Origin of the sequence: Microcoleus sp. A2-C3, from assembly GCF_036706065.1 — a bacterium.
In the GTDB taxonomy this organism is placed as follows: Bacteria; Cyanobacteriota; Cyanobacteriia; order Cyanobacteriales; family Microcoleaceae; genus Microcoleus.
In genome coordinates this window covers 43,371-67,909 of the sequence record NZ_JAUBVX010000037.1, presented here as the reverse complement: position 1 = coordinate 67,909, position 24,539 = coordinate 43,371, and the positions used below count along the sequence as shown (strand labels likewise).

Sequence of the window (24,539 nt, the reverse complement as noted above, 5' to 3'; positions counted from 1 at the left end):
TTGTAGGGACGGATGCCGACTAAACGGGCAATTTCGATCTGACGCAGGCAGAAGCCGATCAGTGCGAAGGCGCCGTGGAGGGCGACAAATGTCCACAGGCCACCGAGTTGGAACCAGCGGGTGAAGTCCCACTGTGCTTCGGGGCCCCACAGGAACAGCAGGGAGTGTCCGAGGCTGTTGGCTGGGGTGGATACTGCGACGGTGAGGAAGTTGGCTCCTTCGAGGTAGGAGCTTGCCAAACCGTGGGTGTACCAGGAGGTAACGAAGGTGGTGCCTGTTAGCCAGCCACCGATGGATAGGTAGGCGCAGGGGAATAGCAGGATGCCAGACCAGCCTACGAAGACGAAGCGATCGCGCTTGAGCCAGTCGTCGAGTACATCAAAGATGCCTCGTTCGGTCTGGGCGCGTCCGACTGCGATTGTCATAGCTCTTAAATCCTCTTGCTTGTTAAAAGACCAAGGTTTCTAATTAAAGTTAACATAACTATATATTATAAGTTCATTAATTTTCAACTAAAACGGCAGGAGTTGATACAGAATCGCGATCGGCTAGTCGCGATCGCCAGGCGAATTGTGACGCACAGGTGGGCTAGTTGAATTAAAATTTGGCTTTAAGGCTGTTTATTATGACTGCAAAAACAATGACCTCGATCGATTCTGTCCTGCGCTACCAGGTTTTGGGCTCTCGTCGCTTCAGCAATTTCTGGTGGGGGACGATTGTCACCATTGGAGGCACTGGTTTCCTGCTGTCGGGCATTTCCAGCTACTTGCACGTGAACTTGCTGCCTTTTTCTGACCCGACTAAGCTCATTTTCATCCCCCAAGGCATCGCGATGGGTTTCTACGGTGTCTGCGGCGTGCTGTTGGCGCTTTACCTGTGGCTGACTATTCTGTGGGATGTCGGTGGCGGATACAATGAGTTCGATCGCAAAACAGGTAACATTCGGATCTTTCGCTGGGGATTTCCCGGCAAAAACCGCAAAATTGATTTTACTTGCCAGACATCGGACGTGCAATCTGTGCGGGTCGATATTAAAGAAGGTCTCAATCCCCGCCGCAGTATTTATCTTAAGCTCAAAGACCGCCGTCAGTTTCCCCTGACTAGAGTCGGACAGCCGATTTCTTTGTCTGATGTGGAAAATCAAGCTGCCGAATTGGCTCGATTTTTGCAAGTTCCCCTAGAAGGACTTTAGGGATTTTCGATTTTCGATTTTCGATTTTCGATTTTCGATTGGTAATGTCTTGTAGGGTGCGCGGCCGCGCACCAAATCGATAAATCTAAAGTATGTACGCCGTGCACATTATCCCCGGTAAATCGATAAATCTAGGGTGCACGGCTGCACCTTATGTTGAGTCAAAGTGAAAATAAAAATGCAAATGCAAATCAAAATTCAGCGGTGGTTCTTCTCACTTTTAATAGTTGGTGCGCTATTTGTCGGGGGATGCGGTAGTTCCCCTGCTGCAAACTCAACTCCAACACCAAATCCGGCATCGGGTGAAAGTATTTCTTTGTCTCCATCTCCGTCTCCGTCTGCGTCTCCGACTGCTGCTGTGGCGGCTGGTTCGCAATTTAGCAATTTGGCCCGCTTGACCGGAAAAGCAACGGTGGTGATGATCGTCAAAGGTGCTCCGATTACGATCGAACTTGACGGCACAAATGCCCCAATTACTGCCGGCAATTTTGTCGATTTGGTTCAGAAAGGAGTATACGACGGGCTGGTATTTCACCGAGTCGTGCGGGAACCTCAGCCTTTTGTAGTTCAGGGCGGCGACCCCCAGGGTAAAGACCCTAAATTCCCTACGGCGCGGCTCGGAACTGGCGGTTTTATTGACCCGAAAACTTCTACAGAACGCAGGATTCCTCTGGAAATTAAAGCTAAAGGTGCTGCAAACCCGACTTACAGCCAAACGCTACAAGAAGCTGGGGTTGCCCAGAAACCCGTGTTAATGCACACTCGCGGGGCTGTGGCTATGGCTCGATCGCAAAGTCCTGATTCGGCTTCTTCTCAGTTTTACTTTACTTTGACCGATGTGCCGTTTTTGGACGGTAGTTATGCGGTTTTTGGCTACGTGAAGCAAGGGATGGATGTAGTCGATCAGATTCAAGCGGGCGATCGCATTGAAAAGGCTACTGTTACTCAGGGTTTGGAAAATTTTAAACCTGTTAATTAGTCAGTAGTCAGTAGTCAGTAGTCAGTAGTTAGTTGACAGTAGTTAGTAGTTAGTTGACAGTAGTTAGTAGTTAGTAGTTAGTAGTTAGTAGACACACAACTGCTTTCTGTTTTCTACTTTCTGCCGAAAGCAAGCTTTCTATTTATGGATGTTGTGGTTACGGGAATTGGTCTTGTTTCAGCTTTAGGTAATTTAGAAAATAGCTGGAAACAACTGTTGTCTGGGAATTGTGGCATTCGGAAGCATCAACCTTTTTTAGAACTTGAACCGCAGCTTTTGGCTTTGGTTGGTACAAAACCTGCTGATTTAATAACTTTAATTCGGCAGGTTTTGGCAGATGCTTTGCAAGATGCTGATTTGACTTTGCCTTTGCCTGATTGCGGAATTGCGATCGGCTCTAGCCGCGGCTTTCAGGCAAATTTGGAACAGTTGGCTAGGGAAGAAAGAAGGAAGAAGGAAGAGGGAAGAAGGAAGAGGGAAGAAGGAAGAGGGAAGAAGGAAGAGGGAAGGGAATTCTCAATGCCCAATTCCCAATTACTAATTCCCGATTCTCGATTTGTGGATTTTTTGCCTCACATGGGGGCGATCGCAGCGGCGAGGGCAATTGGCTCGATGGGGCCTGTATTCGCACCGATGGCTGCTTGTGCGACGGGCCTACAGTCGATCGCCCGCGCTGTTGATTTGATCCGCACCGGTGAGTGTCAGCGGGCGATCGCCGGTGCTGTGGAAGCCCCAATTACACCGCTGACTCTGGCTGGATTTAGCCGGATGGGTGCTTTGGCAAACACGGGCTGCTATCCGTTTGACGAACATCGGGAAGGCTTGGTGCTCGGCGAAGGCGGGGCTTTATTTGTATTAGAATCGGCTGAGTTGGCAAGCCGTCGTGGCGCTAAAATTTATGGTCGAATTTCTGGTTTTGGGTTTACAAATGATGCTTGTTATGCTACTGCGCCGGAGTTGGGTGGGAAAAGTGCGATCGCGGCGGTAACTCAATGTTTGAAACGCAGCAATTTATCGGCGGTTGATATAGATTTTATTCATGCTCATGGTACTGCAACTGATTTAAATGACCGACATGAAGCACTGTTAATTCAGCAATTGTTTCAGCAAGGAGTTGCTGTTAGTTCGACTAAGGGGGCTACTGGTCATACTTTGGGGGCTTCGGGTGCTTTGGGCGTGGCTTTTTGTTTGATGGGCATTAAATACCAAATGTTGCCACCTTGCGCTGGTATGAAAAAACCTGGGTTTGAGTTAGATTTTGTGCGCTGTGCCCGATCAACTATTGTGAGAAATGCGGTTTGTTTGAGTTTTGGCTTTGGCGGGCAGAATGCTGCGGTTGTCTTATCTGGCGATCGTTAATTTTTGGCAATGAAAGGCGATCGGCATTTAAATTGTGCGCTCTTTCTAAAGTTAAAATCTTGTCATGCTCGCCGCTGAACTCGATCGCACATCCAATTAAAATCTCACAAATATTACCATATTTATGGATTTTAGTCAATTAATTAAGAATTTGCGCGAGATTGCTGCTGCTGTCTGAGTCTGGCTCTACATTCCGGCGATCGCCCTTTCCCGGCCAGGGATGCCAAAACATAGAGCTAGATTCAAGCAGTATTGTATTTTATCAACGCATCGATGCCGATCGGCGAAAATAGAAAAAAGAAACTGTTTAAATTAAGCATTAGGTATCATCTCATGGATCTGGCATCTCATCGATTTATGTCTTATTTTGAACCTCTGCAAGCTGCTCACCTGTGTCAAATAGCTGTATTGGAGAGTTTTGCTGAGGAAACGCTAGTTTTTGAAGAAGGAGAAACAGCCGATTTTTTATATCTAGTTTTAGAAGGTGAAGTCGAGTTTAGCAAGCGGATTGAAAACGGTAAATATCAAACTATTGCTGTCGCTAAGCCAGACGATTTTTTTGGCGAACTCGGAGTTTTAGACGGAGAGCCGCGCAGTGCTAGAGCTGTGGCATTTGGCGGCACGACTTTGGCAAAAATATGCCGCGAAGAACTAATAGCAACTCTAGAGTTTGCTAAAGGCAGTTCGGTACTGGAAATGTTTAGTTTCATTATTAAAAATTTGCGTTCTACGACAGATCAATATGTTAGCCAGTTCGTACACAAACAAAAAATGGTATTAGTAGGAGAAATGGTGAGTACAATCATTCACGATTTCAAAAGTCCTTTTACGGGAATTAAACTCTCCAGCGAAATGCTCAAAGAAATGCACCCGGATGAGGAAACTCAGGAGTGGTGCGAACTTATTCAATTACAAGTTCAGCGAATGTTGGGGATGGCTGAAGAAGTATTAGAATTTTCGCGAGGGAACTCTGTATTAAATAAAAAACCAGTCAATTTAATCCAGACATTGCAGCAGTTTGAAAAATTGAACAGAGTTTATTTTGATGCGGCAAAAGTAGATTTGGTGCTGCGGGTGACAGAAGTGATAGTGGAAGCGGACGAAAATAAGATTTTGCGCGTTTTGCAAAATCTAGTTGGGAATGCTGTTGAAGCTTTTGGCGGGCGCGGGGGGCGAGTTGAGATTATTGTGACACAAACCGAGGAGTGGGCAGAAATTAGCATTTACGATAACGGCCCAGGTATTCCGCCATCAATTCAGGACAAATTATTTGAACCGTTTGTGACCTACGGAAAGCGGACTGGTACTGGCTTGGGAACGGCGATTGCTAAGTCGATCGTTGATGCTCACAAAGGGGAAATTACCTATGAATCGGACAATGAAAAAGGGACGATTTTTTACATTCGATTGCCGAAAAATATTGCAGAAGCGGAGCAAGTTTAATTAGCAGACAGATATCAGGCTTTTCTCGATTTTCGTGAGATATAATGTGTAGCGAGTAGCAGAATCAAGTAGAATTTAATTAACGAACTGCTAAAAATCTGATGCCAGTTACTATTCAAACCTTACCCGCAGAAGTTATCAATTTAATTGCCGCCGGCGAAGTGATTGACTCGATCGCCGCTGCGGTACGAGAATTAGTTGAAAATTCTCTGGATGCTGGCGCAACTCGCATCGTTGTGTCTGTTTGGCCCGAACAGTGGCGGGTGCAAGTTGCAGATAATGGTACGGGAATGGATCTGGAAAATTTGCAACAGGCGGCTTCGCCTCACAGTACGAGCAAAATTACCACGGAAGCTGACCTTTACAAAATTGCTACTTTGGGATTTCGCGGGGAAGCTTTGCACAGTTTGGCTCAGTTGGGCTGTTTGGAGGTTTTGAGCAGGCCGAATGATTTGGGATTGGGGGATTTTTGGGAAAATCGAGAGTCTGCGGAAACTCCCCCCAGCCCCCCCTTGTTAAGGGGGGGAGTAGAGAATTCATCGTTTAACAAGGGTGGAGTTGAAAATGCTCGATCGGGCTGGCGGGTAGTTTACAACAACGCGGGCGTTGCTGTGGATCTGGAAACAGTGGCGATCGCCCCTGGTACGGTGGTGAATGTGGATAATTTGTTTGGCAATTGGCCTGTGCGCCGCACTTTTTTGTCGCCGGCACAGCAAATGCGATCGATCCAATCAATTATTCAGCAAATAGCTATTTGTCACCCGCACGTTAATTGGCAGTTGCGTCAAGCAAATACGCCTTGTTTTTATGTAACTTCTGCCAGCACAGCGGCACAAATTTTGCCTCAATTTGTGCGCGGTGTGCGATCGAGCGATTTACAATATTTAAAGTTAGATTTGCCTGCGAGTCCTCAAAATCAGCAAGCAGCAAATTTTTTGCGAGAAACTCAACTTGTGGGAGCTACAAGCAAGCACAATTATCAATTACCTGCTGCTACTTCTCAATCATCTGTTACCAATTCCCAGTCTTTGGAATTAGTAATTGGTTTGCCCGATCGCTGTCACCGCAGGCGGCCGGATTGGGTTAAGGTGGCGGTGAATCGGCGGGTTGTGCGATCGCCCGAATTAGAGCAAACTATTCTCAGCGCCTTCGCCCGCACTTGTCCGCGCGATCGCTATCCTGTGTGTTTTGTTCACCTACAACTCTTCCCCTCGGAAATCGACTGGAACCGCCACCCGGCTAAAGTGGAAATTTATCTGCACGATCCGAGTTTTTGGCAAGCACAAGTTGGCGCTGCAATCGATCGGGCTTTGCACCTGAATGATGAGGTTTTGCCAGATCCTCCAATTCCCGATCGCGTGGGACAATTGCTGAAGGCATCGGAACAGAAAAGTGCTTACAGTGTAGGGGTTTCGGCTCGCCAGAATGATGAAGGGTGCCAAGATACAAAAAGTCGTAAAATAGGATTGATGGAACTGAGGGCGATCGCACAAGTTCACAATACTTACATTGTGGCCGAACATTCCAGCGGAATGTGGTTGATAGAACAACACATCGCTCACGAGCGCGTTTTGTACGAACGCATCTGCGCTGATTGGCGGTTAAAATCTCTCGAAAAACCAGTAATTCTCAGTCAATTATCTGCCCTGCAAATCGAGAATTTGTCGCGCTTGGGTTTGGAGGTAGAAACATTTGGCGAACAGCTATGGGCGGCGCGGGAAGTGCCTGAATCATTAGCCGATCGAGATGACTGCGTTGATGCACTTTTTGAACTCAGTAAAGTTGCAGATTTGCAAGCTGCTCAAGTTGCTACTGCTTGTCGCAGCGCTATTCGCAACGGTACTCCTTTGAGTCTTTCGCAAATGCAAAATTTGTTGGATGAATGGCAACAAACTCGCAATCCGCGCACTTGTCCCCACGGCCGCCCAATCTATTTTGCTTTGGAAGAATCGACTCTGGCTCGAATTTTTCGCCGCAGTTGGGTGATTGGTAAAAGTCACGGGATTTGAAAGTTAAAAGTTATGTTGTAAGGTGCGCGTTACATACAAAACTGTTTTTTTTAACCGCAGAGGGCGCAGAGAACGCAGAGAGGAAGAGTAGAGAGATGTTTTTAATGTTTTTTTGGGCAACAGGATATTCGGATAAAATGTCAATTAAAATCAAATAAATCATTAATATGGACTTTTCAAGAGCCAGACAACTCTTTTATCAAGAAATTAATCAGCCTGATGGTTCGATCGACCTGGCGAAAGCTGCACTGTATCTGGCTTTGGAAGAATACCCGAATTTAGAGCCGGAAGCGTATCTCAATGTTCTCGATTCGATCGCCGATCAAGTGCGCGATCGCCTCCCGCCACAGAATTATCCGCTGCGGATCATTCAAACAATTAACCGCTATCTGTACGAGGATTTGGAATTTTCCGGCAACGATGTTGATTATTATGACCCCCGCAATAGCTTTTTGAATCAAGTGATCGATCGCCGCACTGGCATTCCCATCTCTTTATCATTGGTTTATTTGGAGGTTGCTAAGCGCATTGATTTTCCGATGGTGGGGATTGGGATGCCGGGACATTTTTTAATTAAGCCGGATTTTGAAGATGCTGGGATTTTTGTGGATGCGTTTAATGGTGGCGAAATACTATTTCCTGAAGATTGTCAAGGGAGACTTTCTCAACTTTACGGTCAACCGATGGAGTTGCAACCGGCTTTTCTCGCCCCGGTAAGTCCGCGGCAGTTGTTGGGGCGAATGCTGGGGAATTTGAAGGCGATTTACTTCCAACAGGGTGATGCTATGAGGTTTCTCGCGGCGATCGATCGGATTTTGCTGCTGTTTCCCGATGCGCTGTTGGAAAGGCGCGATCGCGGAATTCTCTACTATCAACTGGGGCGCTTGGCGGAGGCGCGCCACGATTTGGAACTATACCTGACAAATGCTCCGAATGCTGAGGATGCTGCTAGAATTCGCCTATTGCTCGAAAGGCTCGACCAGAACTAACTTAAATGGGCGATCGCACAACATCGCATCCCAAGCCACACTCGATAAACTGCTGCTGGACAGCCCAATATCGCTCTTATAAGTTTTGCAAAGCTCGATGAATTCTTGCAAATCTGGGTATAACATATAACCGAGCGATTAACACCTATCTTTTGATAGGTTACATTTGCTCGACCTGACTGTAAAATATTATGTCATTTACGGAAGTCCTGAGTCCACTTTCCCCACTGGTACCCGCAGAGACGATCTATCGAAACAGTATTTTGACGTAAAAAGGCACAAACCCATGAACTTTAAGTTTCAACCAAATTATCTCAACGGAATGCAGCTACAGTCAGCCCATTGTACCAAAAAAATGTCAAAGTCTTTATCATTAGGTTTGGCACTTTTAATCTCGACAAGTGCAGTATTTCTCAACAGCGGCAAAGCTTTTGCACTAGACAATGTTACAGTAAAATACGGTGCAGTTGACGTAACTTTACCGATGAGCGACTTGCAAAGCTTTGCACAAACCGGCAAAGCATCACCTCAACTGCAAAGCGTTCTGAATTTGTCGAAACAAAGTCCCGATTCGGTACGCGAAATATTAACGCGAGAAGTGGCTTTAGATTCCCAATTAGTAACGCGGTTGGCAAATACTTATTTTGGGGAAATTGTTTTCAAAGAATTGGGCGACGTTGCTTATACGCCGACAACTAGGCTGCAAAGCGCGCCGGCACTGCGCGATGCCTTACTCGCAGCTTCCAAAGATGGCAAAATATCGCTGATCGAAGTGATTCAAAATTACGGGCCTGCTGCTTTAGAAGTGAATGGCAATCAAGCGGTGGCCATCTATCAGCGAGTCATCAAAGATTTGCAAGATATGCAGGCTTTATATCAGAATTCCCCAGCTTTGCAAAATACGGCAGGTCAAGCAAGACAAATGATTTGTCAGCCCAATTCATCATCGGGGGCTGGGAAGTAAATAACTGAAATTGTTGGAATTAAGAAATCAGAAATCGGGAATTGGGAATTGGAAATTGGGAGTTGCTAATTGCGAATTGGTGCTGCTTTTTCTATTAATCTTGAGGTTTCAACTATTGCCAATTACCGATTCCCAATTACCGTTACCGATTAGCTATTACTAATTTTTTCCGATAATTGCTCCGCTACTCGTTTGAGTCGGCGGAGTTGGTCTTTCATGTCTTTCTTGGTCAAAGAAGCTGCAAAGCGATTGAAACCAAATCTAATTAAAGGATTGGGGATTTGAAATTCAAAGCGGTTAATCAAGAGAGTTCCTTGGATTTGGGGCTGACATTCCCAGCGATCGCATCCTTTGAAAAATCCGTCGAACCCCCACACAATTAAACCGGGTTGTCGCTCCAACACCACGCTCTCTAAAGTGGGTTGCAAAACCGGAATTTTTATGATAAATAAGCTGCGACTTCCCACAGCAGTATCCCATTCGCCTTCAGGATCGCAGCGCAGTATGGGATTCAGCCATTTGTGCATTAAAGTGCGATCGACTATACAGCGCTCAACCAAGGTAGCAGCAGCGCGAATTTCAATAGATTGCTCGAAAACTTGACGAATTGACATGGAAACCTGCAAGCTAGAAGCGTATTCTTACAGTTTCTTATCTTGTTTGTCAAATCTGACGTTAATCTGAGAAAAAAATGAATCAAACTTGGCAAGAAATAACTCAACCGATATCGGGCCCAATGGTGGCTTTGTCCGATGGCTTACGCCCCGCTACGCTACGAATTTTAGCACAGGCCCCGGCAGCCACGAATCCGCTGGCAGATGCCGAACGCGGAATTAACAATTTTGTGGTGGGTTCAAACATTGAGAATCTGATCTGGGCGATCGGTATCCTGCTAATTGGCTTGATCGTATCAGCCCTCGTCTCATCCCTAGTTGGGGGATTGCTCAAGAAGACGACGATCGACAACCGACTGGCTGGTTGGATTACTGGCCGCCCGGAAGGAGAAGGCTCCCCGCAAGTGGAAAAATGGATTTCCGGTGCGGTATTCTGGATCATTTTTATCTTTTTCCTAGTTGCCTTTTTCAACCGGCTGAATCTAACGGCTGTCTCGCAACCCCTCAATACATTTCTCAATCAAATTGCCGGTGCTTTGCCTAAGTTAGCCAAAGCCCTAATTTTTCTGGGGATTGCTTGGGTGTTGGCGACAGTTGCCAAATTGGCATTATCGCGGGCGATGCGGAGTTTTGGCGTAGACGAGCGCTTGAATCAGCAGGTGGGGAATGCACCTACCGAGAATCCTTTGCTGCTGAGCGAGACTCTGGCGAATGCGCTGTACTGGTTCATTTTTCTGCTGTTTTTGCCGTCGGTTCTCGAATCGCTGGAATTGCAGCAGGCTTTGCTACCAGTTAATAATTTGCTGAACCAAATTTTGGCGGCAATTCCAAAAATCCTGGAAGCTTTGGTGATTGGGTTTATCGGCTGGCTGCTGGCTCAAGTGGTGCAGCGGATTGTCACGAATCTGCTGGCTGCTGCTGGGGCGGACAGTTTGGGCGCTCGGTTTGGCATTTCCCGGAGTTCGGGCGGACAATCGCTGTCGTGGATTATCGGTACGATCGTCTACGTGTTGATTTTGATTCCCACGGCGATCGCAGCTTTGAACGCTTTGGACATCCAAGCGATTTCCTTGCCGGCAATCGCGATGCTCAACACGATTCTGGGCGCGCTTCCCAACATTTTTACAGCAGCGATAATTCTGGCCGTTGCTTACATTTTGGGGCGCTGGATCGGCGATTTGGTAACGAATATCTTGACGGGAATTGGCTTTAACAATGTCTTTTCTTGGTTGGGAATGCAGCCGAAACAGCCGCTGCGACTACCGCCTAGTTCGATCGATCCTGAAGCAACGATTCTTCAGGAACCGGAACTTCCTGCGCGCACGCCTTCGGAGTTTGTCGGCATTGTGGTGCAGGTGGGCATCCTCCTGTTTGCGGTGGTGGCTGCTACCGATGTGCTGAGGATTCCAGCGCTGACAGCGATTGTCAGCGGTATTGTGCTGGTTGCAGGTAGAGTGCTGGCCGGTTTGGTCGTATTTGCGATCGGCTTGTATTTGGCGAACCTGGCCTTTAGTTTGATTGCTAGTTCTGGAACTCGCCAAGCGCGGTTGTTGGGCCAAACGGCTCGCATCGCGATTATTGCTTTTGTGGCGGCATTAGCGCTGCAACAGATGGGCATTGGCAGCGATATTGTGAATTTGGCTTTCGGGCTGTTGCTGGGGGCGATCGCAGTTGGAATTGCTCTAGCCTTTGGTTTGGGTGGGCGCGACATTGCGGCCAACGAACTTCGCGAATGGTTAGCGTCGTTTAAACAAGATAAAACGCCGCGTTTGTAACTCTATAAAATGGCGTTTGTCAAGTACAAACGCCATTTTTTTATGGTTAATTTCATTGCCAGTTGAGACGGCGGTTGAAACCGCATCTAGACAGACAAAACCTGCCTCCGCAGGTTGAAGAGTGAGTGGTTAAAATCACGTTATTTTCTTTAGTCGGCGGAGGCAGACTTCGTTTGTGTAGACGCGGTTTCAACCGCCGAGTCTTGTTAACTGAAGCCTAAATTTTTCCAAGTATAACGACAAATCAATTGCCTTGTGGGGTGGGATTATAGCCCGCCCATAAACAGATTATTAAAAACAAGCAAGTCCCAAAACAATCAATGAGATTGATGTTTTTCCCCACTCCCCAAATTCAACTTAGCCCGCAACTCATCCTTAATCCGATTTAAAATAGAATCCTCATCCAAAGAAGACAAAATCTTGCTCACCACAGCCTTCGGCCCATCATCTCCCCAAGAAGCACCATTAGCCAAATAAGCCTTAGTAACTTGACCGATTCCGTAGCAAGAAACCCCAGCAATTGCAGCTTGAGTCACAGCCACAGAAATATAAGGCCCCAAAGCCAAACCTCCCGTCGCCGGTGTCGCCAAACCCAACAATCCTTTCAAAGAACTTAAGCCCAAATTAGCCAACAATTCGCCCGCAGTAATTCCCCCCATACTAATCGCAATCTTTTGCAGCAACTCCACCGCCCCCGCTTCTGTCATCGCAATGCCGTAAACTTTAGATAAAGTTAATATCATCACCACATCAATTACCGCACCGCTAAGAATATCAACTACAGTAACTGGATTTAGGGCGATCGCCACAGCTTTAGTCATTACGCCATTCCAGATAATGCGATTAGCAGCATCATCTCGAATTTCCATTTTTCGCTGTACTAACTGCTCATTAATATCTCCCGCACAGAGCATCGTATTCAGCGCCACCAAAGACTTGCCTTCGCGGTCTAAAATCTCCAAAATCTTTAATTTTAAATCTTGCACTTGTGGCAAACTGCGCGTCATTTTGACTCCCATACTGCCATCGGGACGGCGCACCGCCTGCGCTGTCAAAGGTGAAGCCGCGGACATCACAATTTCATCGGGAGATAACAATTCTCTCACGCGATCGTCGCGAATTTTATGATAAATTGCCAGTCTATCTGCATCGGGATACTGGTCAATTTTATTAAAGACTAATAACATCGGTTTTCCGGCTTCCCGCAACTGCGAAAGTGCTTGATATTCCACTTTCGTAATGTCGCCAGCAACTACAAACAATATCAAATCGGCTTGTTTAGCGACGCGGCGGGCTAAAAGTTCGCGAGTTTCGCCGTCAACTTCATCTATTCCCGGAGTATCGATTAATTCTACTTGCGATAAACGGTAAATAACTGGCGAAAGTCTATCGGGTAAACCGTCATCAACACCATCTCCGACATCCCACTGGCCAATAGTTGTGGTACGAGTCACCCCGTGAGTAGGGCCTGTTTCAAACACATTTTGACCGAGTAGCGCGTTTAAAACCGAAGATTTCCCCCTTCCTACCATCCCAAACACAGCGATTTGTACGCAAGCGCGCTCTAGCTTGTCCAGCATGGTTTCCAAGCCGCCAATTTCCGGCTCCAGTCCAGTTCGCTCTTGTGGTGTTAAGTCGAGATTTTCTACTATATCTCGCAGAGCATCTTTAGCACGGCGCAGGTTGAGTTCTGCTTGAATGTCTGCGAAACTTAATATTGTGTCGTCTAATTCGCGATCGACATTTGAGAAATCCGATACTTCAGTCATTGTTACCTGATGTTATAGCTTTGCTTTGCTTAAAGTTTTAACCGATATGATGCTATTCTAGCTTTTTATGTGGGCTTTGTACATTGGGGACGGGATAATGCTCGTGAGTGTCAACTTAAACCTGACAACCCTTGTATCTGTCGTTAATAGCCGAGGCCAGATCCCCCTAAATCCCCCTTAAGAAGGGGGACTTTGAGTGTTTCCGGTTCCCCCCTTCTTAAGTTCGTTAATAGCCTAGGCCAGATCCCCCTAAATCCCCCTTAAGAAGGGGGACTTTGATCAGAATCTTGTCCCCCCCTTTTTAAGGGGGGCTAGGGGGGATCTGGCCTCGGCAGCAAACAGAAGTATATGAATAAGTTTGACATTAAGTTTACACCAGCGAGCAATGTTATGCCCATAAAAATGTCATGTCAAATCCATTTAATTTACAACAATAATGATTAACACCAACAAAATAGCAAAGTATCCATTTCTATTACGAATAATAATTTTTCTCTTAATCTTAGCAGCAATCTGGCTGCCCGTCGCCGCCCCAATTTATCTCTTAGTTAAAGATAGGAACCTCGCAACTATTCTGACAATGGGATTGTTGTTTGTCGAATTTCTGTTCCTAGTGCCGCGCTGGGGAAAACAGGTTTACGGACAAACGCAATTACTCAAAAGTTACGGTTTAGTCAATACGCGACAAAACGGTTTTGAACTTTTGACTGGATTGGCGATCGGGCTTTCGATCACTTTCACCCTATTTTTAGTGCAAGGACTGTTCGGTTTTGTCTCATGGCAAAATTCTAATAATTTGCCTCGAATCATCGCAGAAGGGCTATTAAGCGCCCTGGGAGTGGGTTTTGCGGAGGAGTTGGTATTCCGGGGTTGGTTGCTCGACGAGTTGCAGCGGGATTACAACAATCAAATTTCTGTGCGGGCGAATAGCCTGGTATTTGCTCTATCTCATTTTATCAAACCTGTGGCGGCGATGTTGCGGACTTGGCCTCAGTTTCCGGGCTTGTTGTTGTTGGGTTTGATACTGGTTTTGGCAAAGCGCAACTGTCAAAATCGATTGGGTTTGTCGATCGGGCTTCATGCAGGTTTAGTCTGGGGATACTATATAATTAACGTCGGTGAGTTAGTACGATATTCTGGCTCTGTCCCGGATTGGGTGACTGGAGTTAACGGCAATCCGTTGGCTGGGGCGATCGGGCTTTTGTTTTTGAGCGTGTTGGCTGTGGGAATGCGGCAGATGTCGGAACAGTCCAAAGGTTTGTAGCTCGTAGGGGCGGTGGATGGTGCGTGCCCGCCCGAATTTATCGCAGGCGACACACCCTACAACTAACCATAAAAATTATCATCTAATATCTGCTCAAGAGAAAATGGACAAACATTAGGATATTCACTATCATCAGGAATTCGCACCCCCAAAGCAGCAAATTTACTTTCCTTAATTGCTAACTTACAAGCTTGAGGATAGGCTTTCTCAATTGCTTGAACCAGAAAACTTTTTAAAGAAGGTGTATCTTCTAAACTGCTTAAAACTCGCTGGCGATGTTCAATAATTGAATTATACCAACTCATTTTCATAGTATCTGGAGCATCAAATTGTACCTTCACCTTTAGCAAGTGAGCTAACAATATCATTAAATTACTTTTTAGTGCATTCTGCTCGGATTTACCAAAACTATTTAATTCCTCAATCAGATGTTCAATATCAAGGGATTCAAATTGACCATTTCTTAGATACTGAATTGTTGAATCAATCCAGATTTGAAAATCTTTTTCATAGAGAGGTTCAAGCATTGTTATCAATCTAATAATAACCGATAGTGATTATGATAGCTTAAAAAACTCAAGTTTGTAAATTCCCTAGTGACAGCGATTTTCCCAAACAAGACTTACGCACAGGTGGCCAGAAACCGGGTTTTTTGACGATATCCTTCGCTGTACTCCACAGATTAAGTAAAAAACCCGGTTTCTTTGTCGGGAGTGCATCCACGAGTGCCAAAAAATAAATCGAGTCGCCTCTGGTGACCAAAAAAGGGAAAAAGAAAGAAGGGAAAAGAGCAAAAGGGCAAAAGAGTAAATGGCTAAGAAGTCCATGCAGCCACACACACAACCCGAAAACCCTTGCCGTAATCGCCCCAGTCCTGCCCATTGCTGTGGCTAGAAGCAGAACGGCAAAGCCTCGAATTGTTGACGAACGAACCACCGCGCAAGAGCCGCCTTCCACTATCTTCACCACTTTCCCAAGCACTACCATCAGTCGGCGCACCGTTATAATTTGCGCGCCAAATATCTTGACACCATTCCCAGACGTTCCCGTGCATATCATAAAGTCCAAAGGCATTAGGCGGAAAACTACCCACAGCAGTTGTTTTTGCAGGATAGGTTCCCTTCGGTGCAGAAGCATAGGGATAATTCCAGTTATAATTAACTAAATCCGGGGTAATAGTCTCCCCAAAATAAAAAGGTGTCGTCGTTCCTGCCCGACAAGCATATTCCCATTCGGCCTCGCTAGGGAGTCTATAATTGCGTCCAGTAAGTTGAGATAACCTAGCACAGAATTCTATAGCCTCATCCCAACTTACTTGCTCAACAGGCAAATCATCACCTTTAAAATTAGAAGGATTAGCCTTGAGGTCAATCTTGACTTTTGCCAAACCTGCCACAGCACGCCATTGAGCCTGAGTCACTTCATTTTTTCCCATAAAAAAGGGGGGTACATTAACAGTACGCTGCGGCTCTTCATTTTCAATTCGTCCTGCTTCCGTATTCGGGGAACCCATGACGAAACTGTCGCCCGGAATTGCCATCATCTCTAAAGTAATGCCCTTGGCGATTGTTTCTGTAAAAACCTGTGCTTGACTTTGGCTGCGCTTGGTGATTTCCCCCCTTGAATTCACTGTCACCGTTTCAAATTGAACTTTTTTTAGGGAATTTGACGATATTTTTGGCGTTGGAGTTTGAGAGGAGTTGTTCCCCAAACTTTGACTCACAACTACACCGACCAACCCTAGTCCAGCAAAACCGACTAATTTTAATAAATTCCGCCTTGTTTTATTAATTGAAATTACAGGCAACAAAGATAAAATTGCTTGCAATGCGACCTCTGCATTTTGATAACGCTGACTGAAATGGTCGCGCACCATTTTATCTAAAATATTCCCTAAGTTATTGCTAACTTGCGCCTGATTTCGCCAAATTACTTCTCCTGTCTGCGGATCTCGTGGTAAGGTATCAGGACGTTGACCAGTCAATGCTTGAATCCCAATCATCCCCACTGCATGAATATCACTGGCAAGTTTAGGTCTCCCGTTCGCTTGTTCGCTCGGCATATAACCCTTACTACCAATCCCAATAGTTAAGCTAGTTTGCCCTTGAGCATTAACAACCATTGCGCTAATTTCCTTGACAGCCCCAAAGTCAATCAAGATAATTTTACCATCTTGGCGACGCATTAAATTAGCAGGTTTTAAGTCGCGATGAATCACATTTTGCCGATGAACAATCGCTAAAATTTCTAAGATTTCGTGCAATAATTTAATAGTATAGGATTCGCTTAATTTTTTACCTGTAATTATTTCTTCAGTAAGGTCATGCCCTGGGATAAAATCTTGCACCAAATAAAATTCCCCCTTTTCCTCAAAGTGAGCGGAAAGCGTGGGAATTTGGTCATGCAGCTTACCCAATTTATGCAGCGTTTGGGCTTCTGTGTCGAAGAAGCGTTTAGCAAGTGGTAAAAGGTTAGGGTCAGGGTTTTCAGGGTCAGCGTGTTTCGGTTTAAGATGTTTGACGACGCAGTGGGGCTGTCCGGGTAAATCTAAATCTTTAGCGAGGTAGGTGTGGCCAAAACCGCCTTCGGACAAGTATTTGATAATTTGATAACGATTGCGGAGAATAGGACTCGGCATAGTTTTCAGGGAATGCAGTGGAAGTTAGGATATATTGTCGCACAAAAAGTAATGAGATGCTTAAATTCAGAATCGTTGCCGCATTTGTACTGCTAGTTAGTGCCTGTTGTTCATCTCGCGCACAAGCACAAAGTCCTGCACGAGTAAAGCCAAATAACTCTTTAGTTCAAGTCCAGCCAACCCGCGAACAAATCCTCGATGCTTGCGTGCTCAATCGCGCGGAAACTTTGCCAAATCCTTTTACCGATGTGCCATCAAATCACTGGGCTTACAAAGCAGTTTTGACGATTTATTATTGCGGCGCTTACCGAGAAGCAACTGCGCCTGTGTTTCCGACATCAGATACTGACAACACTAATTCCAGGAATCGCAGGTGATTTTAGCTTTGGCTTCACCACAATTTGCACATCGCACCCTAAAGCATTTAAAAACCGAAACAACCTTTCTGTAGAAAAACCTGTCAATTTCCCTCTCATCAAAGCTGAAACTTTGGGCTGGTCAATTCCTAATACTTCTGCTGCTTGAAGTTGATTCAGTTTCCTTTGAGTAATTATCTGATTTATCTGGCGCACCAGTTCAGCCTTCATGAGCATTTCATCCGCATTAGGCATACCCAAATCCGCAAATATATTACCACTACTAACTTGAATATCGATCTCTTTACTCATGATTATCCCCTTTTATTTTGTCTTGGTTATCTCTACAAAAGTAGTGATAAACAGTCGTCAATTTCCAGCTTATTTAGAAATATAAGCAACTGCTATCACTACTTACTTTCACCGCTACTTACTCTTGAACTCTTCGTAATGTTCTTGAGCTCGTTTTAGCCTTTCTTGGATTAACGTAATATCCTGTTGTGGTGTAGCAATTCCTTTTTTTGACTTTTTCTGAAAAGCGTGCAAAACATACACGGTATCTGCAAATTTTACCGTGTAAACGGCTCTATAGGTATCCCCATCATGGTCATCGGTAATTTCCAAAACTTTGGCACTTCCAAATCCTTTGAGAGGTTTAGCAGATTCGTATTTATCTCCTGTTTGTGCTAGATATAGAGCATAGCCCATGATGTCATGTACCTCTTCAGGAAATTCTCGAAAATCTTTCAGAGAGCTTCCCATCCATACAACAGTTTTGAGTGATGGCTGTGTCATTTTTAGAGTATTTTATGCAAAATTTATTGGTGAACATAAAGAGATTCCTGTTTTTTATAAGCTACGATTCTATTATGCTAGATTTAGCATAAAGTGTCAAGAGTTATAGCAATCCTAAATCATTATCCTTACCGCGAACATAAATGTGATTTCCCCAAAATCCATCTGTAGGGACACGGCAGTGCCGTCTCCCGGACACGGCACTGCCGTCTCCCTACAGAAAATCATTTAGGATTGCTATATTCCCAAATAAATATGAATATTAAAACTGAGCCCTAACGGTAAAGGAATAATCCCCCCCTGGTTCAAGCTGATAATCCCATTTTTCCAGAAAACGGTGCAGCGGTTCTTGAATCAATGCCCTACCCTGAGAAGGCTCAAGGATTAGTGTTTTTACATCCCGAAAACGCCACTGAAACTGCCACTCAAAATTGCCGGCAGTCACTTCACCTTCAATCGTGCCTTTTAGCCAAGATTGACCCGTAACTCGGACATGGGCTGTAGTTTCCGGCAAACGTCTCGAACTCACCTTTTTGTTTCCGCGCTTGTTTCTGCAATGGTACGATTGTTGTAAAGACTCATGGCTTTTTCTACTCCCTGATGGAGGCTAAGTTCCACAGCTTCTACAACTAATTTAAGCATTTTTTCTACTAATTGACTTTCCTCTGAGGAAAATTTTCCTAATACGAAGGAAATCGTATCTTTGTCGTTTTTAGCAGGATCGTTTTGAGGTTTGCCGATGCCAATCCGCAACCGGGGAAATTTGTCTGTACCTAAATGAGAAATTGTTGATTTCATGCCGTTGTGCCCGCCGGCTGAACCTGCTAGCCGGATTCTCATTTTGCCGATCGGCAAATCCATATCGTCGTATACTACTAATACGGACTGTGGAGGTATTTTGTACCAATCTGTGGCCGCCCGAATCGATTGGCCAGACAGGTTCATGTACGTCAGCGGTTTCAGCAAGCGGATTTTCTGTCCCCGCGGCCGATTTCCCTCGCCAAATATTCCTTGAAATTTGCGGTTTTCTGACAGGGAAATTTGCCAAGATTTAGCGAAGGCATCTACTGCATTAAAGCCGATATTGTGTCGCGTGCGATCGTACTTTGGTTCAGGATTCCCCAAACCCACAATTAGCTGGGGAATTACTAACTCCGCTGGTGTTTCCGATTTCTGAGTGTTGTTCATCTAACTGTTTGTGCTATCTTCCTTAGCAGCAGCCGCGAGTTTTTCTGGTTCCGGCTTTTTGGTAGTTGCTACTGCTTCTTCTAGCTGCTTGGTTTCCCGCGTAAACTCCGACTCAAAATCCCGCGAAGCATCTTGAAAACCCCGAAGTGCTTTCCCGAAACTCCGACCAATTTCTGGCAACTTTTTTGGGCCGAATACCAACAGGGCGATGGTAAAAATCACTGCCATTTCCGGCAAACCAATGCCAAAAATATTCATTTTTTGTCTCCGGTAATTTGTTTAATTAGTTAGCATTTAATTACGAGGGACTAACGGGAAAGGGCAAGGGAAAATGGGAAAACTTAGCTTTTACCATTTCTCCTCCACCCTCAGCTTTTACTGTTAGCCTTAATTTTCGCTCAAATTCTAGCGGCCGAGACTCGACCAATCAACATCCACATTCTCTAGAATCAGAGAAGAGTTGTAGATTTGCAAAATAATCAACAAGAACACGAAAAACAATCCGATGAAAACGCTCATCAACAGGGTGGTTCCCCAACCTGGGGCTACCTTGCCGTATTCTGAGTTAAGGGGTTTGAGTATATCTCCTAACCAAGTCCGCTGTGCCATAAGTCACCTACAATGAATCTCTACAGAAAAGTTTGACATACTTCCACCGCTAATTGCGATCGCAATTTCTCAGAAATGCGGCAGGGGGACTGAGAACAGCGGGAGTGGGCTCGGCTGCCTTACCGTACTGCGCCTAAAATCACTAGACTTTTAGACGGATTGTTATTTTTTGTAATATTATAGAGGGGATCACTCATAATCGATCGCAAATATGGAACCAGCAGCAGTTCTCGGCATTTCTCTCGGTATCTGTCTGGTGGCAATCACCGGCTTCTCGATCTACACGGCTTTTGGCCCTCCCGCTAAGGAATTAAGAGATCCTTTTGAAGAACACGAAGACTAAAAAAGAAGAAAGTTCGGCAGCGGATTTTGTAACGGATGTAACGGATGGATGGATGTTCGGCAGCGGATGTAACTGATGTCAGAAAGAGGGAAGAAGAGATTTTCACAGTTTTCCTCTTCTGGCAATTCCCTCCTCTCCCCTGTCCCTCGTAGATATTCTGCTACCGGGATGCGATCGAACTTCTGTGCTGCGATCGACCGAAAGCCCCCAGTCAATGCTATATTCTTCAGAAATACCCTAAATCTATATTTAATTTAAAAAATCTATCTTCCAGTTAACGTAAAAAATATCAATTTTCAGGGAAAAGCATTATGGGCAATAGCTTCGGGCATCTATTTCGGATTTCGACATTTGGGGAATCTCACGGCGGTGGTGTCGGGGTAGTCATTGACGGTTGTCCGCCCCTGGTTGCGATCGACGCTTCGGAAATTCAAGCGGAACTCGATCGCCGCCGCCCCGGACAAAGCAAAATTACCACGCCCCGCAAAGAAGCTGATACCTGCGAAATTCTGTCGGGCGTGTTTGAAGGCAAAACTCTGGGAACTCCGATCGCAATTTTAGTCCGCAATCAAGACACTCGCCCTCAAGATTACGGCGAAATGGCCACAACTTACCGCCCTTCCCACGCCGACGCTACCTACGATGCTAAGTACGGAATTCGCAACTGGCAAGGCGGAGGTCGAAGTTCGGCGAGGGAAACTATTGGTAGAGTAGCAGCAGGGGCGATCGCCAAAAAAATTCTCTTCCAAGCCGCAGGCGTAGAAATAGTCGGCTACGTTAAACGCATCAAAGACTTAGAATGCGTCGCCGACCCAGACACTGTTACCTTAGAACAAGTAGAAAGCAACATTGTCCGCTGTCCCGATGCCGACTGCGCCGAAAGAATGATTGAACTAATCGAAAAAGTTCGCGACAGCGGAGATTCGATCGGCGGCGTAGTCGAATGCGTCGCCCGCAACGTACCCAAAGGCCTGGGAATGCCCGTATTCGACAAACTCGAAGCCGACTTAGCCAAAGCGATCATGTCCTTACCCGCTAGCAAAGGCTTTGAAATTGGTTCGGGCTTTGCCGGGACTCTGCTCAAGGGCAGCGAACACAATGATGAATACTATACTGATGAACAAGGAGAAATTCGCACAGTAACGAATCGCTCCGGTGGAATTCAGGGTGGCATTGCTAACGGTGAAAATATCATTCTGCGGGCGGCTTTCAAGCCAACTGCGACAATTCGGCAGCAGCAGCGCACTGTGACCCGAGAGGGTGAAGCAACACTGCTAGCAGCCAAAGGACGGCACGATGCTTGCGTTTTACCAAGAGCTGTGCCAATGGTCGAAGCAATGGTAGCTTTAGTGTTGTGCGACCATCTGCTGCGCCATCACGGACAATGTGGAACCTTAAAGTCTGAATTTTAAAATGGAAATCAGCTTGTCCTCTGTAGTGGCAAATCCCGTTGATTGCCCTCAACCCTCCGAAGCAATAAAAGGTATAGATGATTTTGTAGTACAGTTCTGGGGCGTCCGGGGCAGTGTTCCGACACCAGGATCGGAAACTGTTCGCTACGGCGGAAATACTTCTTGTTTGGAAATGCGAGTCGGTGGAAAACGCTTAATTTTTGACGGCGGAACTGGCTTGCGGATGCTGGGAGACCAGTTGATGCAAGAAATGCCGATACAAGCTTATATGTTTTTTACTCACTACCACTGGGATCACATTCAAGGTTTCCCGCTGTTCGCCCCAGCTTTTATCCGCGGCAATAGGTTTGATATTTATGGGGCGATTCCGCCGGATGGAGATTGTCTGAAACGGCACTTCGTCGAACGGGTTCTGCACTCGAATTCGCCGGTGCCGCTTATGGGTTTGCCGGCAGATTTGAATTTTCACGAGATCAATCACAACCAGACGATGATGCTGGATGATATTGAGATTAGGACTGGTTCTCTTAATCACCCGAATACTGCGATGGGATATCGGGTGACTTGGCAGGGACGTTCTGTTGTTTACTGTTCGGATACTGAACATTTTCCCGATCGCCTAGATGAGAATATTTATAATCTAGCCCTCGATGCTGACGTGCTGATCTACGATGCGATGTACACCGACGAGGAATATCACAATCCCAAGTCTCCGAAGGTGGGTTGGGGACACTCGACTTGGCAGGAAGCGGTGAGAATGGCTAAGGAAGCGCGGGTGAAACGGGTGGTGATTTTTCACCATGATCCGGCTCATACTGACGATTTTCTCGATCGCATCGCCGAAGAGGTACAAATCGCTTTTCCCAAGGCTGTCATGGCCCGCGAGGGTCTTATTTTGCCGATCGGCTTCTGAACTTTCGTCGGTACGATCAATCGTATCTTTGTCAAACCATCATTTGATGTGGAGCAGGTCTTGCGGCCTGCTCCACAACTTTTTTATTTTTAGCAATTACTGTTAGTGCGTGGTATAATTCTGGGCTAGTAACTTTTTAGGAAGAATATTTAAGTTTTTTTTGATTGTTTTACCCGCTCTTATTTGAGAATATCGGCAAAATTAGCAGTTGGTTAATCGCGATCGGGAGTTTAGCCGATCGATCCTGCGGGCTTGATGGCTTCGTTGAGCGTAATTGCGATCGGTTTGAATGTGCCGTCAGAAGAAGTATCGAGTTTGAGGGCATCTCAGATGAGAGCGAAGTGCCGTACAACCTGCGGGCGATCGCAGGATCGAGCAACAACGCACCCGCGCGATCGCTTCCGCAAAACGCACAGCAAGAAGTAAAATAATTGAAGGATTGCAGCAGGCGAAAAAGTGAAAGTTTTAAGTGTCAACAAACACGGCGAGGCTCCGCAAGATTTCACTCTCGCACGAGGCTCCCCTGATGGCAACAGACTTGGCTTGATCATCGTCATACCTGCAATTTTTTGAGTAATTCCTAAACAAAAAAGCTGAGGTTACAGTTAGGAAAAAACACAAGTTAGGTGCTTTTTTGGAAACATGAATATTTGCAACTCTGAAAAGCCGATCTGAGAGCTTTTCGCTACAATTTGAGTGATTTTTTCGCAGTCAATTTCATTCAAAAGAAAGAAACCATCGCTCTTTGGTTTGGGACTAGCTGCAACAGCAAAGTGAATGTTATGACTTGACTATCAAAATGGGAAATTTACGTTTTAGATCTTCATCAAATCAGTACAGATGGATTGCCCTAGGCAGTTTTGCTGTAATTATGGGTATTTCAGGGGCATTAGCCTACCGCCTAGCTCCGCTGCCGGGATTCCTGGCCCAAGGCACTCTGACTTCTAATAATCCGCCAGTAAAATTTTCGAGTACGGGCGCGACAATTCTCAAGCAGGGAGAGCAACTCACTCCCGATGTTTTGCTGGCAGATAATGTTGTCAAAGCAGTGGCAGATGCAGTTAAGCTGTCGCCTCAGCAAATTCGACAAAATGCTAGCGTCAAGATTTCTAAGCCGGAAGAACCTCTACAGATTGCTGTTGGGTATCGCTCGCTTGATCGGGATCAAGCAGTGCAAACGGCGGATATGTTGATGAAGGGCATGGTTGAAAAAAGCCGCCTGATTAATAGATATCGGTGGCAATCAGTCAATCAGTCGCTCAACCAACGCTTGGCACAAGTCACTCAAGACCTCAAACAAGCTCAGCAAAAACTCGACCAATACGAAAGAGAGCGCGCTCGCCTGTTGCAGCAAATGAAGCTTCAGCAAGACGTATACAACAAAACTCAACTGGCAATGGCGGATACGCAAGCGTCAGAAAAAGAAATGGTGAGCAGTTTTGCCGCCGCTACGGCGCCGCAAATTGTGGCGACGCCCACGAGCGATCCGACTGTGCCTCTAATTGTGGGAGTTGGCCTGCTGTTGGCGATTTTGGTGAGCCGCGGTTTGATTCCTTCGGTGGCTGATTGGCAGAACAAATCAGCTTTTCAGCGAGAAGAGAGCGAAAGACTCCAAAGTGCTTTGTACCGACTGATCAAAGAAGGCAGCGGCGAAATCACTCTGGTGCGGTTTGCGATGGAGACGCGGCTGTCGCCGGATGTCGCTCAGCGTTTTTTGAACCAACAAGCTGAAGTCTTTAATGCCAATTGCGAAATTAAAGACGATGGCAGCATTTTGTATCACTTCCACATTTAAAGGGCTGCGGGCGTGACTGCCCCACAAAAGAGTTTAGCCGATCGAGCAGTGGCTCGATCGGCTAAACTCTTTTGGGACAAGCACGATGTTGAAGCAATTACGGCTTCAGTTATCGCCGCTAGCAGAAAAATCA

Annotated in this window: 26 protein-coding genes and 1 pseudogene; 15 read left to right on the top strand and 12 right to left on the bottom strand. The window is 46.0% G+C overall.

Annotated elements, in window-relative coordinates; genetic code table 11:
* Positions 1-425, bottom strand: a pseudogene (locus QUB66_RS20045) (photosystem II D2 protein (photosystem q(a) protein)); the annotation flags it as partial.
* A gap of 200 nt (positions 426-625) precedes the next feature.
* On the opposite strand from QUB66_RS20045, the gene QUB66_RS20040 reads away from it, so the two are divergent.
* The 6 genes from QUB66_RS20040 to QUB66_RS20015 all read left to right on the top strand — a co-directional run bounded on the left by QUB66_RS20040 (position 626) and on the right by QUB66_RS20015 (position 7,971).
* Positions 626-1,192 (top strand): photosystem I assembly protein Ycf4, encoded by a 567-nt coding sequence (locus QUB66_RS20040; RefSeq protein ID WP_265234852.1) that lies wholly within the window; start codon positions 626-628, stop codon positions 1,190-1,192.
* 178 nt (positions 1,193-1,370) lie between these two features.
* Positions 1,371-2,171 (top strand): peptidylprolyl isomerase, encoded by an 801-nt coding sequence (locus tag QUB66_RS20035; RefSeq protein WP_332974432.1) that lies wholly within the window; start codon positions 1,371-1,373, stop codon positions 2,169-2,171.
* 144 nt (positions 2,172-2,315) lie between these two features.
* On the top strand, positions 2,316-3,530 hold the full coding sequence (locus QUB66_RS20030) for a beta-ketoacyl-ACP synthase (protein ID WP_332969420.1): 1,215 nt from the start codon (positions 2,316-2,318) through the stop codon (positions 3,528-3,530).
* Between the two features lie 333 nt (positions 3,531-3,863).
* The gene (locus tag QUB66_RS20025) at positions 3,864-4,973 is read left to right on the top strand and encodes an ATP-binding protein (protein ID WP_265234855.1); all 1,110 of its coding nucleotides are present in this window, start codon (positions 3,864-3,866) and stop codon (positions 4,971-4,973) included.
* 101 nt (positions 4,974-5,074) lie between these two features.
* Positions 5,075-6,982 carry a DNA mismatch repair endonuclease MutL gene (mutL, locus tag QUB66_RS20020; protein ID WP_332969422.1) on the top strand — a complete coding sequence of 636 codons (1,908 nt, stop codon included), beginning with the start codon at positions 5,075-5,077 and terminating at the stop codon, positions 6,980-6,982.
* A 167-nt stretch (positions 6,983-7,149) separates the two neighbouring features.
* Entirely contained in the window at positions 7,150-7,971 is an 822-nt protein-coding gene (locus QUB66_RS20015) for a SirB1 family protein (protein WP_265234857.1), read from the top strand.
* Here the strand turns inward: QUB66_RS20015 and QUB66_RS20010 are convergent.
* Entirely contained in the window at positions 7,942-8,097 is a 156-nt protein-coding gene (locus QUB66_RS20010) for a hypothetical protein (protein WP_265234858.1), read from the bottom strand. The genes QUB66_RS20015 and QUB66_RS20010 overlap by 30 nt on opposite strands.
* A gap of 160 nt (positions 8,098-8,257) precedes the next feature.
* Here QUB66_RS20010 and QUB66_RS20005 point away from each other — a divergent pair, with 160 nt between their 5' ends.
* Positions 8,258-8,935 carry an alpha/beta hydrolase gene (locus QUB66_RS20005; protein WP_332969425.1) on the top strand — a complete coding sequence of 226 codons (678 nt, stop codon included), beginning with the start codon at positions 8,258-8,260 and terminating at the stop codon, positions 8,933-8,935.
* Positions 8,936-9,084: 149 nt separating this feature from the next.
* Here the strand turns inward: QUB66_RS20005 and QUB66_RS20000 are convergent, their stop codons facing one another.
* Positions 9,085-9,549, bottom strand: a complete 465-nt coding sequence (locus QUB66_RS20000; RefSeq protein ID WP_265234860.1) for an SRPBCC family protein — start codon at positions 9,547-9,549, stop codon at positions 9,085-9,087.
* Between the two features lie 77 nt (positions 9,550-9,626).
* Here QUB66_RS20000 and QUB66_RS19995 point away from each other — a divergent pair, with 77 nt between their 5' ends.
* Positions 9,627-11,324, top strand: coding sequence for a mechanosensitive ion channel (locus QUB66_RS19995; RefSeq protein ID WP_265234861.1), 1,698 nt, complete (start codon positions 9,627-9,629; stop codon positions 11,322-11,324).
* A gap of 317 nt (positions 11,325-11,641) precedes the next feature.
* Here QUB66_RS19995 and QUB66_RS19990 read toward each other — a convergent pair whose 3' ends face one another.
* The gene (locus QUB66_RS19990) at positions 11,642-13,093 is read right to left on the bottom strand and encodes a GTP-binding protein (RefSeq protein ID WP_332969427.1); all 1,452 of its coding nucleotides are present in this window, start codon (positions 13,091-13,093) and stop codon (positions 11,642-11,644) included.
* Between the two features lie 436 nt (positions 13,094-13,529).
* Here QUB66_RS19990 and QUB66_RS19985 point away from each other — a divergent pair, with 436 nt between their 5' ends.
* Positions 13,530-14,357: a CPBP family intramembrane glutamic endopeptidase gene (locus tag QUB66_RS19985; protein WP_332969428.1), complete on the top strand. Its 828-nt coding sequence runs from the start codon at positions 13,530-13,532 to the stop codon at positions 14,355-14,357.
* A gap of 62 nt (positions 14,358-14,419) precedes the next feature.
* On the opposite strand, the gene QUB66_RS19980 is transcribed toward QUB66_RS19985, so the two are convergent.
* Together QUB66_RS19980 and QUB66_RS19975 are read right to left on the bottom strand one after the other, a co-directional pair.
* Positions 14,420-14,884, bottom strand: coding sequence for a DUF29 domain-containing protein (locus QUB66_RS19980; protein WP_332969430.1), 465 nt, complete (start codon positions 14,882-14,884; stop codon positions 14,420-14,422).
* Positions 14,885-15,171: 287 nt separating this feature from the next.
* The gene (locus QUB66_RS19975) at positions 15,172-16,995 is read right to left on the bottom strand and encodes a bifunctional serine/threonine-protein kinase/formylglycine-generating enzyme family protein (RefSeq protein WP_332969432.1); all 1,824 of its coding nucleotides are present in this window, start codon (positions 16,993-16,995) and stop codon (positions 15,172-15,174) included.
* 56 nt (positions 16,996-17,051) lie between these two features.
* Between QUB66_RS19975 and QUB66_RS19970 the strand changes: the two genes are divergently transcribed.
* A complete protein-coding gene (locus QUB66_RS19970) occupies positions 17,052-17,372 on the top strand; it encodes an S-layer protein (RefSeq protein ID WP_332969434.1) in 321 nt (106 codons plus the stop codon).
* On the opposite strand, the gene QUB66_RS19965 is transcribed toward QUB66_RS19970, so the two are convergent.
* From QUB66_RS19965 to psbH, 6 genes are all read right to left on the bottom strand, one after another.
* Positions 17,334-17,663, bottom strand: coding sequence for a helix-turn-helix domain-containing protein (locus QUB66_RS19965; RefSeq protein ID WP_332969435.1), 330 nt, complete (start codon positions 17,661-17,663; stop codon positions 17,334-17,336). The two genes, QUB66_RS19970 and QUB66_RS19965, sit on opposite strands and share 39 nt — an antisense overlap.
* A 114-nt stretch (positions 17,664-17,777) precedes the next feature.
* Entirely contained in the window at positions 17,778-18,146 is a 369-nt protein-coding gene (locus QUB66_RS19960; RefSeq protein WP_332969436.1) for a type II toxin-antitoxin system RelE/ParE family toxin, read from the bottom strand.
* Between the two features lie 262 nt (positions 18,147-18,408).
* Positions 18,409-18,675: a DUF3146 family protein gene (locus QUB66_RS19955; RefSeq protein WP_332969438.1), complete on the bottom strand. Its 267-nt coding sequence runs from the start codon at positions 18,673-18,675 to the stop codon at positions 18,409-18,411.
* Complete coding sequence (pth, locus tag QUB66_RS19950; protein ID WP_332969439.1) at positions 18,672-19,334, bottom strand: aminoacyl-tRNA hydrolase; 663 nt, start codon at positions 19,332-19,334, stop codon at positions 18,672-18,674. The genes QUB66_RS19955 and pth overlap by 4 nt, the downstream gene beginning before the upstream one ends.
* Positions 19,335-19,592, bottom strand: coding sequence for a TatA/E family twin arginine-targeting protein translocase (locus QUB66_RS19945; protein ID WP_265234871.1), 258 nt, complete (start codon positions 19,590-19,592; stop codon positions 19,335-19,337).
* 147 nt (positions 19,593-19,739) lie between these two features.
* Complete coding sequence (gene psbH, locus QUB66_RS19940; protein ID WP_006633692.1) at positions 19,740-19,943, bottom strand: photosystem II reaction center phosphoprotein PsbH; 204 nt, start codon at positions 19,941-19,943, stop codon at positions 19,740-19,742.
* 211 nt (positions 19,944-20,154) lie between these two features.
* Between psbH and psbN the strand changes: the two genes are divergently transcribed.
* The 5 genes from psbN (at position 20,155) to QUB66_RS19915 (ending at position 24,406) form a co-directional block, all read left to right on the top strand.
* A complete protein-coding gene (gene psbN, locus QUB66_RS19935) occupies positions 20,155-20,286 on the top strand; it encodes a photosystem II reaction center protein PsbN (protein WP_265234872.1) in 132 nt (43 codons plus the stop codon).
* Between the two features lie 311 nt (positions 20,287-20,597).
* Positions 20,598-21,698: a chorismate synthase gene (gene aroC / locus QUB66_RS19930; protein WP_265234874.1), complete on the top strand. Its 1,101-nt coding sequence runs from the start codon at positions 20,598-20,600 to the stop codon at positions 21,696-21,698.
* Position 21,699: 1 nt separating this feature from the next.
* Entirely contained in the window at positions 21,700-22,611 is a 912-nt protein-coding gene (locus QUB66_RS19925; RefSeq protein ID WP_265234875.1) for an MBL fold metallo-hydrolase, read from the top strand.
* Positions 22,612-22,775: 164 nt separating this feature from the next.
* Positions 22,776-23,042 carry a hypothetical protein gene (locus QUB66_RS19920; RefSeq protein ID WP_265234876.1) on the top strand — a complete coding sequence of 89 codons (267 nt, stop codon included), beginning with the start codon at positions 22,776-22,778 and terminating at the stop codon, positions 23,040-23,042.
* A 368-nt stretch (positions 23,043-23,410) separates the two neighbouring features.
* The gene (locus QUB66_RS19915) at positions 23,411-24,406 is read left to right on the top strand and encodes a lipase chaperone (protein WP_265234877.1); all 996 of its coding nucleotides are present in this window, start codon (positions 23,411-23,413) and stop codon (positions 24,404-24,406) included.
* Positions 24,407-24,539: the final 133 nt, after the last annotated feature.

What these genes read in the sequence shown, in the direction of transcription:
- psbN (WP_265234872.1), top strand. Translation starts at nt 20,155, where the DNA reads ATGGAACCAGCAGCAGTTCTCGGCATTTCTCTCGGTATCTGTCTGGTG.
- QUB66_RS20035 (WP_332974432.1), top strand. Translation starts at nt 1,371, where the DNA reads ATGCAAATGCAAATCAAAATTCAGCGGTGGTTCTTCTCACTTTTAATA.
- pth (WP_332969439.1), bottom strand. Translation starts at nt 19,334, where the DNA reads ATGAACAACACTCAGAAATCGGAAACACCAGCGGAGTTAGTAATTCCC.
- psbH (WP_006633692.1), bottom strand. Translation starts at nt 19,943, where the DNA reads ATGGCACAGCGGACTTGGTTAGGAGATATACTCAAACCCCTTAACTCA.
- QUB66_RS19925 (WP_265234875.1), top strand. Translation starts at nt 21,700, where the DNA reads ATGGAAATCAGCTTGTCCTCTGTAGTGGCAAATCCCGTTGATTGCCCT.
- QUB66_RS19960 (WP_332969436.1), bottom strand. Translation starts at nt 18,146, where the DNA reads ATGACACAGCCATCACTCAAAACTGTTGTATGGATGGGAAGCTCTCTG.
- QUB66_RS19975 (WP_332969432.1), bottom strand. Translation starts at nt 16,995, where the DNA reads ATGCCGAGTCCTATTCTCCGCAATCGTTATCAAATTATCAAATACTTG.
- QUB66_RS19945 (WP_265234871.1), bottom strand. Translation starts at nt 19,592, where the DNA reads ATGAATATTTTTGGCATTGGTTTGCCGGAAATGGCAGTGATTTTTACC.
- QUB66_RS19965 (WP_332969435.1), bottom strand. Translation starts at nt 17,663, where the DNA reads ATGAGTAAAGAGATCGATATTCAAGTTAGTAGTGGTAATATATTTGCG.
- QUB66_RS19970 (WP_332969434.1), top strand. Translation starts at nt 17,052, where the DNA reads ATGCTTAAATTCAGAATCGTTGCCGCATTTGTACTGCTAGTTAGTGCC.
- QUB66_RS19985 (WP_332969428.1), top strand. Translation starts at nt 13,530, where the DNA reads ATGATTAACACCAACAAAATAGCAAAGTATCCATTTCTATTACGAATA.
- QUB66_RS19995 (WP_265234861.1), top strand. Translation starts at nt 9,627, where the DNA reads ATGAATCAAACTTGGCAAGAAATAACTCAACCGATATCGGGCCCAATG.
- QUB66_RS20005 (WP_332969425.1), top strand. Translation starts at nt 8,258, where the DNA reads ATGAACTTTAAGTTTCAACCAAATTATCTCAACGGAATGCAGCTACAG.
- QUB66_RS19980 (WP_332969430.1), bottom strand. Translation starts at nt 14,884, where the DNA reads ATGCTTGAACCTCTCTATGAAAAAGATTTTCAAATCTGGATTGATTCA.
- QUB66_RS20030 (WP_332969420.1), top strand. Translation starts at nt 2,316, where the DNA reads ATGGATGTTGTGGTTACGGGAATTGGTCTTGTTTCAGCTTTAGGTAAT.
- QUB66_RS20015 (WP_265234857.1), top strand. Translation starts at nt 7,150, where the DNA reads ATGGACTTTTCAAGAGCCAGACAACTCTTTTATCAAGAAATTAATCAG.
- aroC (WP_265234874.1), top strand. Translation starts at nt 20,598, where the DNA reads ATGGGCAATAGCTTCGGGCATCTATTTCGGATTTCGACATTTGGGGAA.
- mutL (WP_332969422.1), top strand. Translation starts at nt 5,075, where the DNA reads ATGCCAGTTACTATTCAAACCTTACCCGCAGAAGTTATCAATTTAATT.
- QUB66_RS20040 (WP_265234852.1), top strand. Translation starts at nt 626, where the DNA reads ATGACTGCAAAAACAATGACCTCGATCGATTCTGTCCTGCGCTACCAG.
- QUB66_RS20025 (WP_265234855.1), top strand. Translation starts at nt 3,864, where the DNA reads ATGGATCTGGCATCTCATCGATTTATGTCTTATTTTGAACCTCTGCAA.
- QUB66_RS20010 (WP_265234858.1), bottom strand. Translation starts at nt 8,097, where the DNA reads ATGTTATACCCAGATTTGCAAGAATTCATCGAGCTTTGCAAAACTTAT.
- QUB66_RS20000 (WP_265234860.1), bottom strand. Translation starts at nt 9,549, where the DNA reads ATGTCAATTCGTCAAGTTTTCGAGCAATCTATTGAAATTCGCGCTGCT.
- QUB66_RS19990 (WP_332969427.1), bottom strand. Translation starts at nt 13,093, where the DNA reads ATGACTGAAGTATCGGATTTCTCAAATGTCGATCGCGAATTAGACGAC.
- QUB66_RS19915 (WP_265234877.1), top strand. Translation starts at nt 23,411, where the DNA reads ATGGGAAATTTACGTTTTAGATCTTCATCAAATCAGTACAGATGGATT.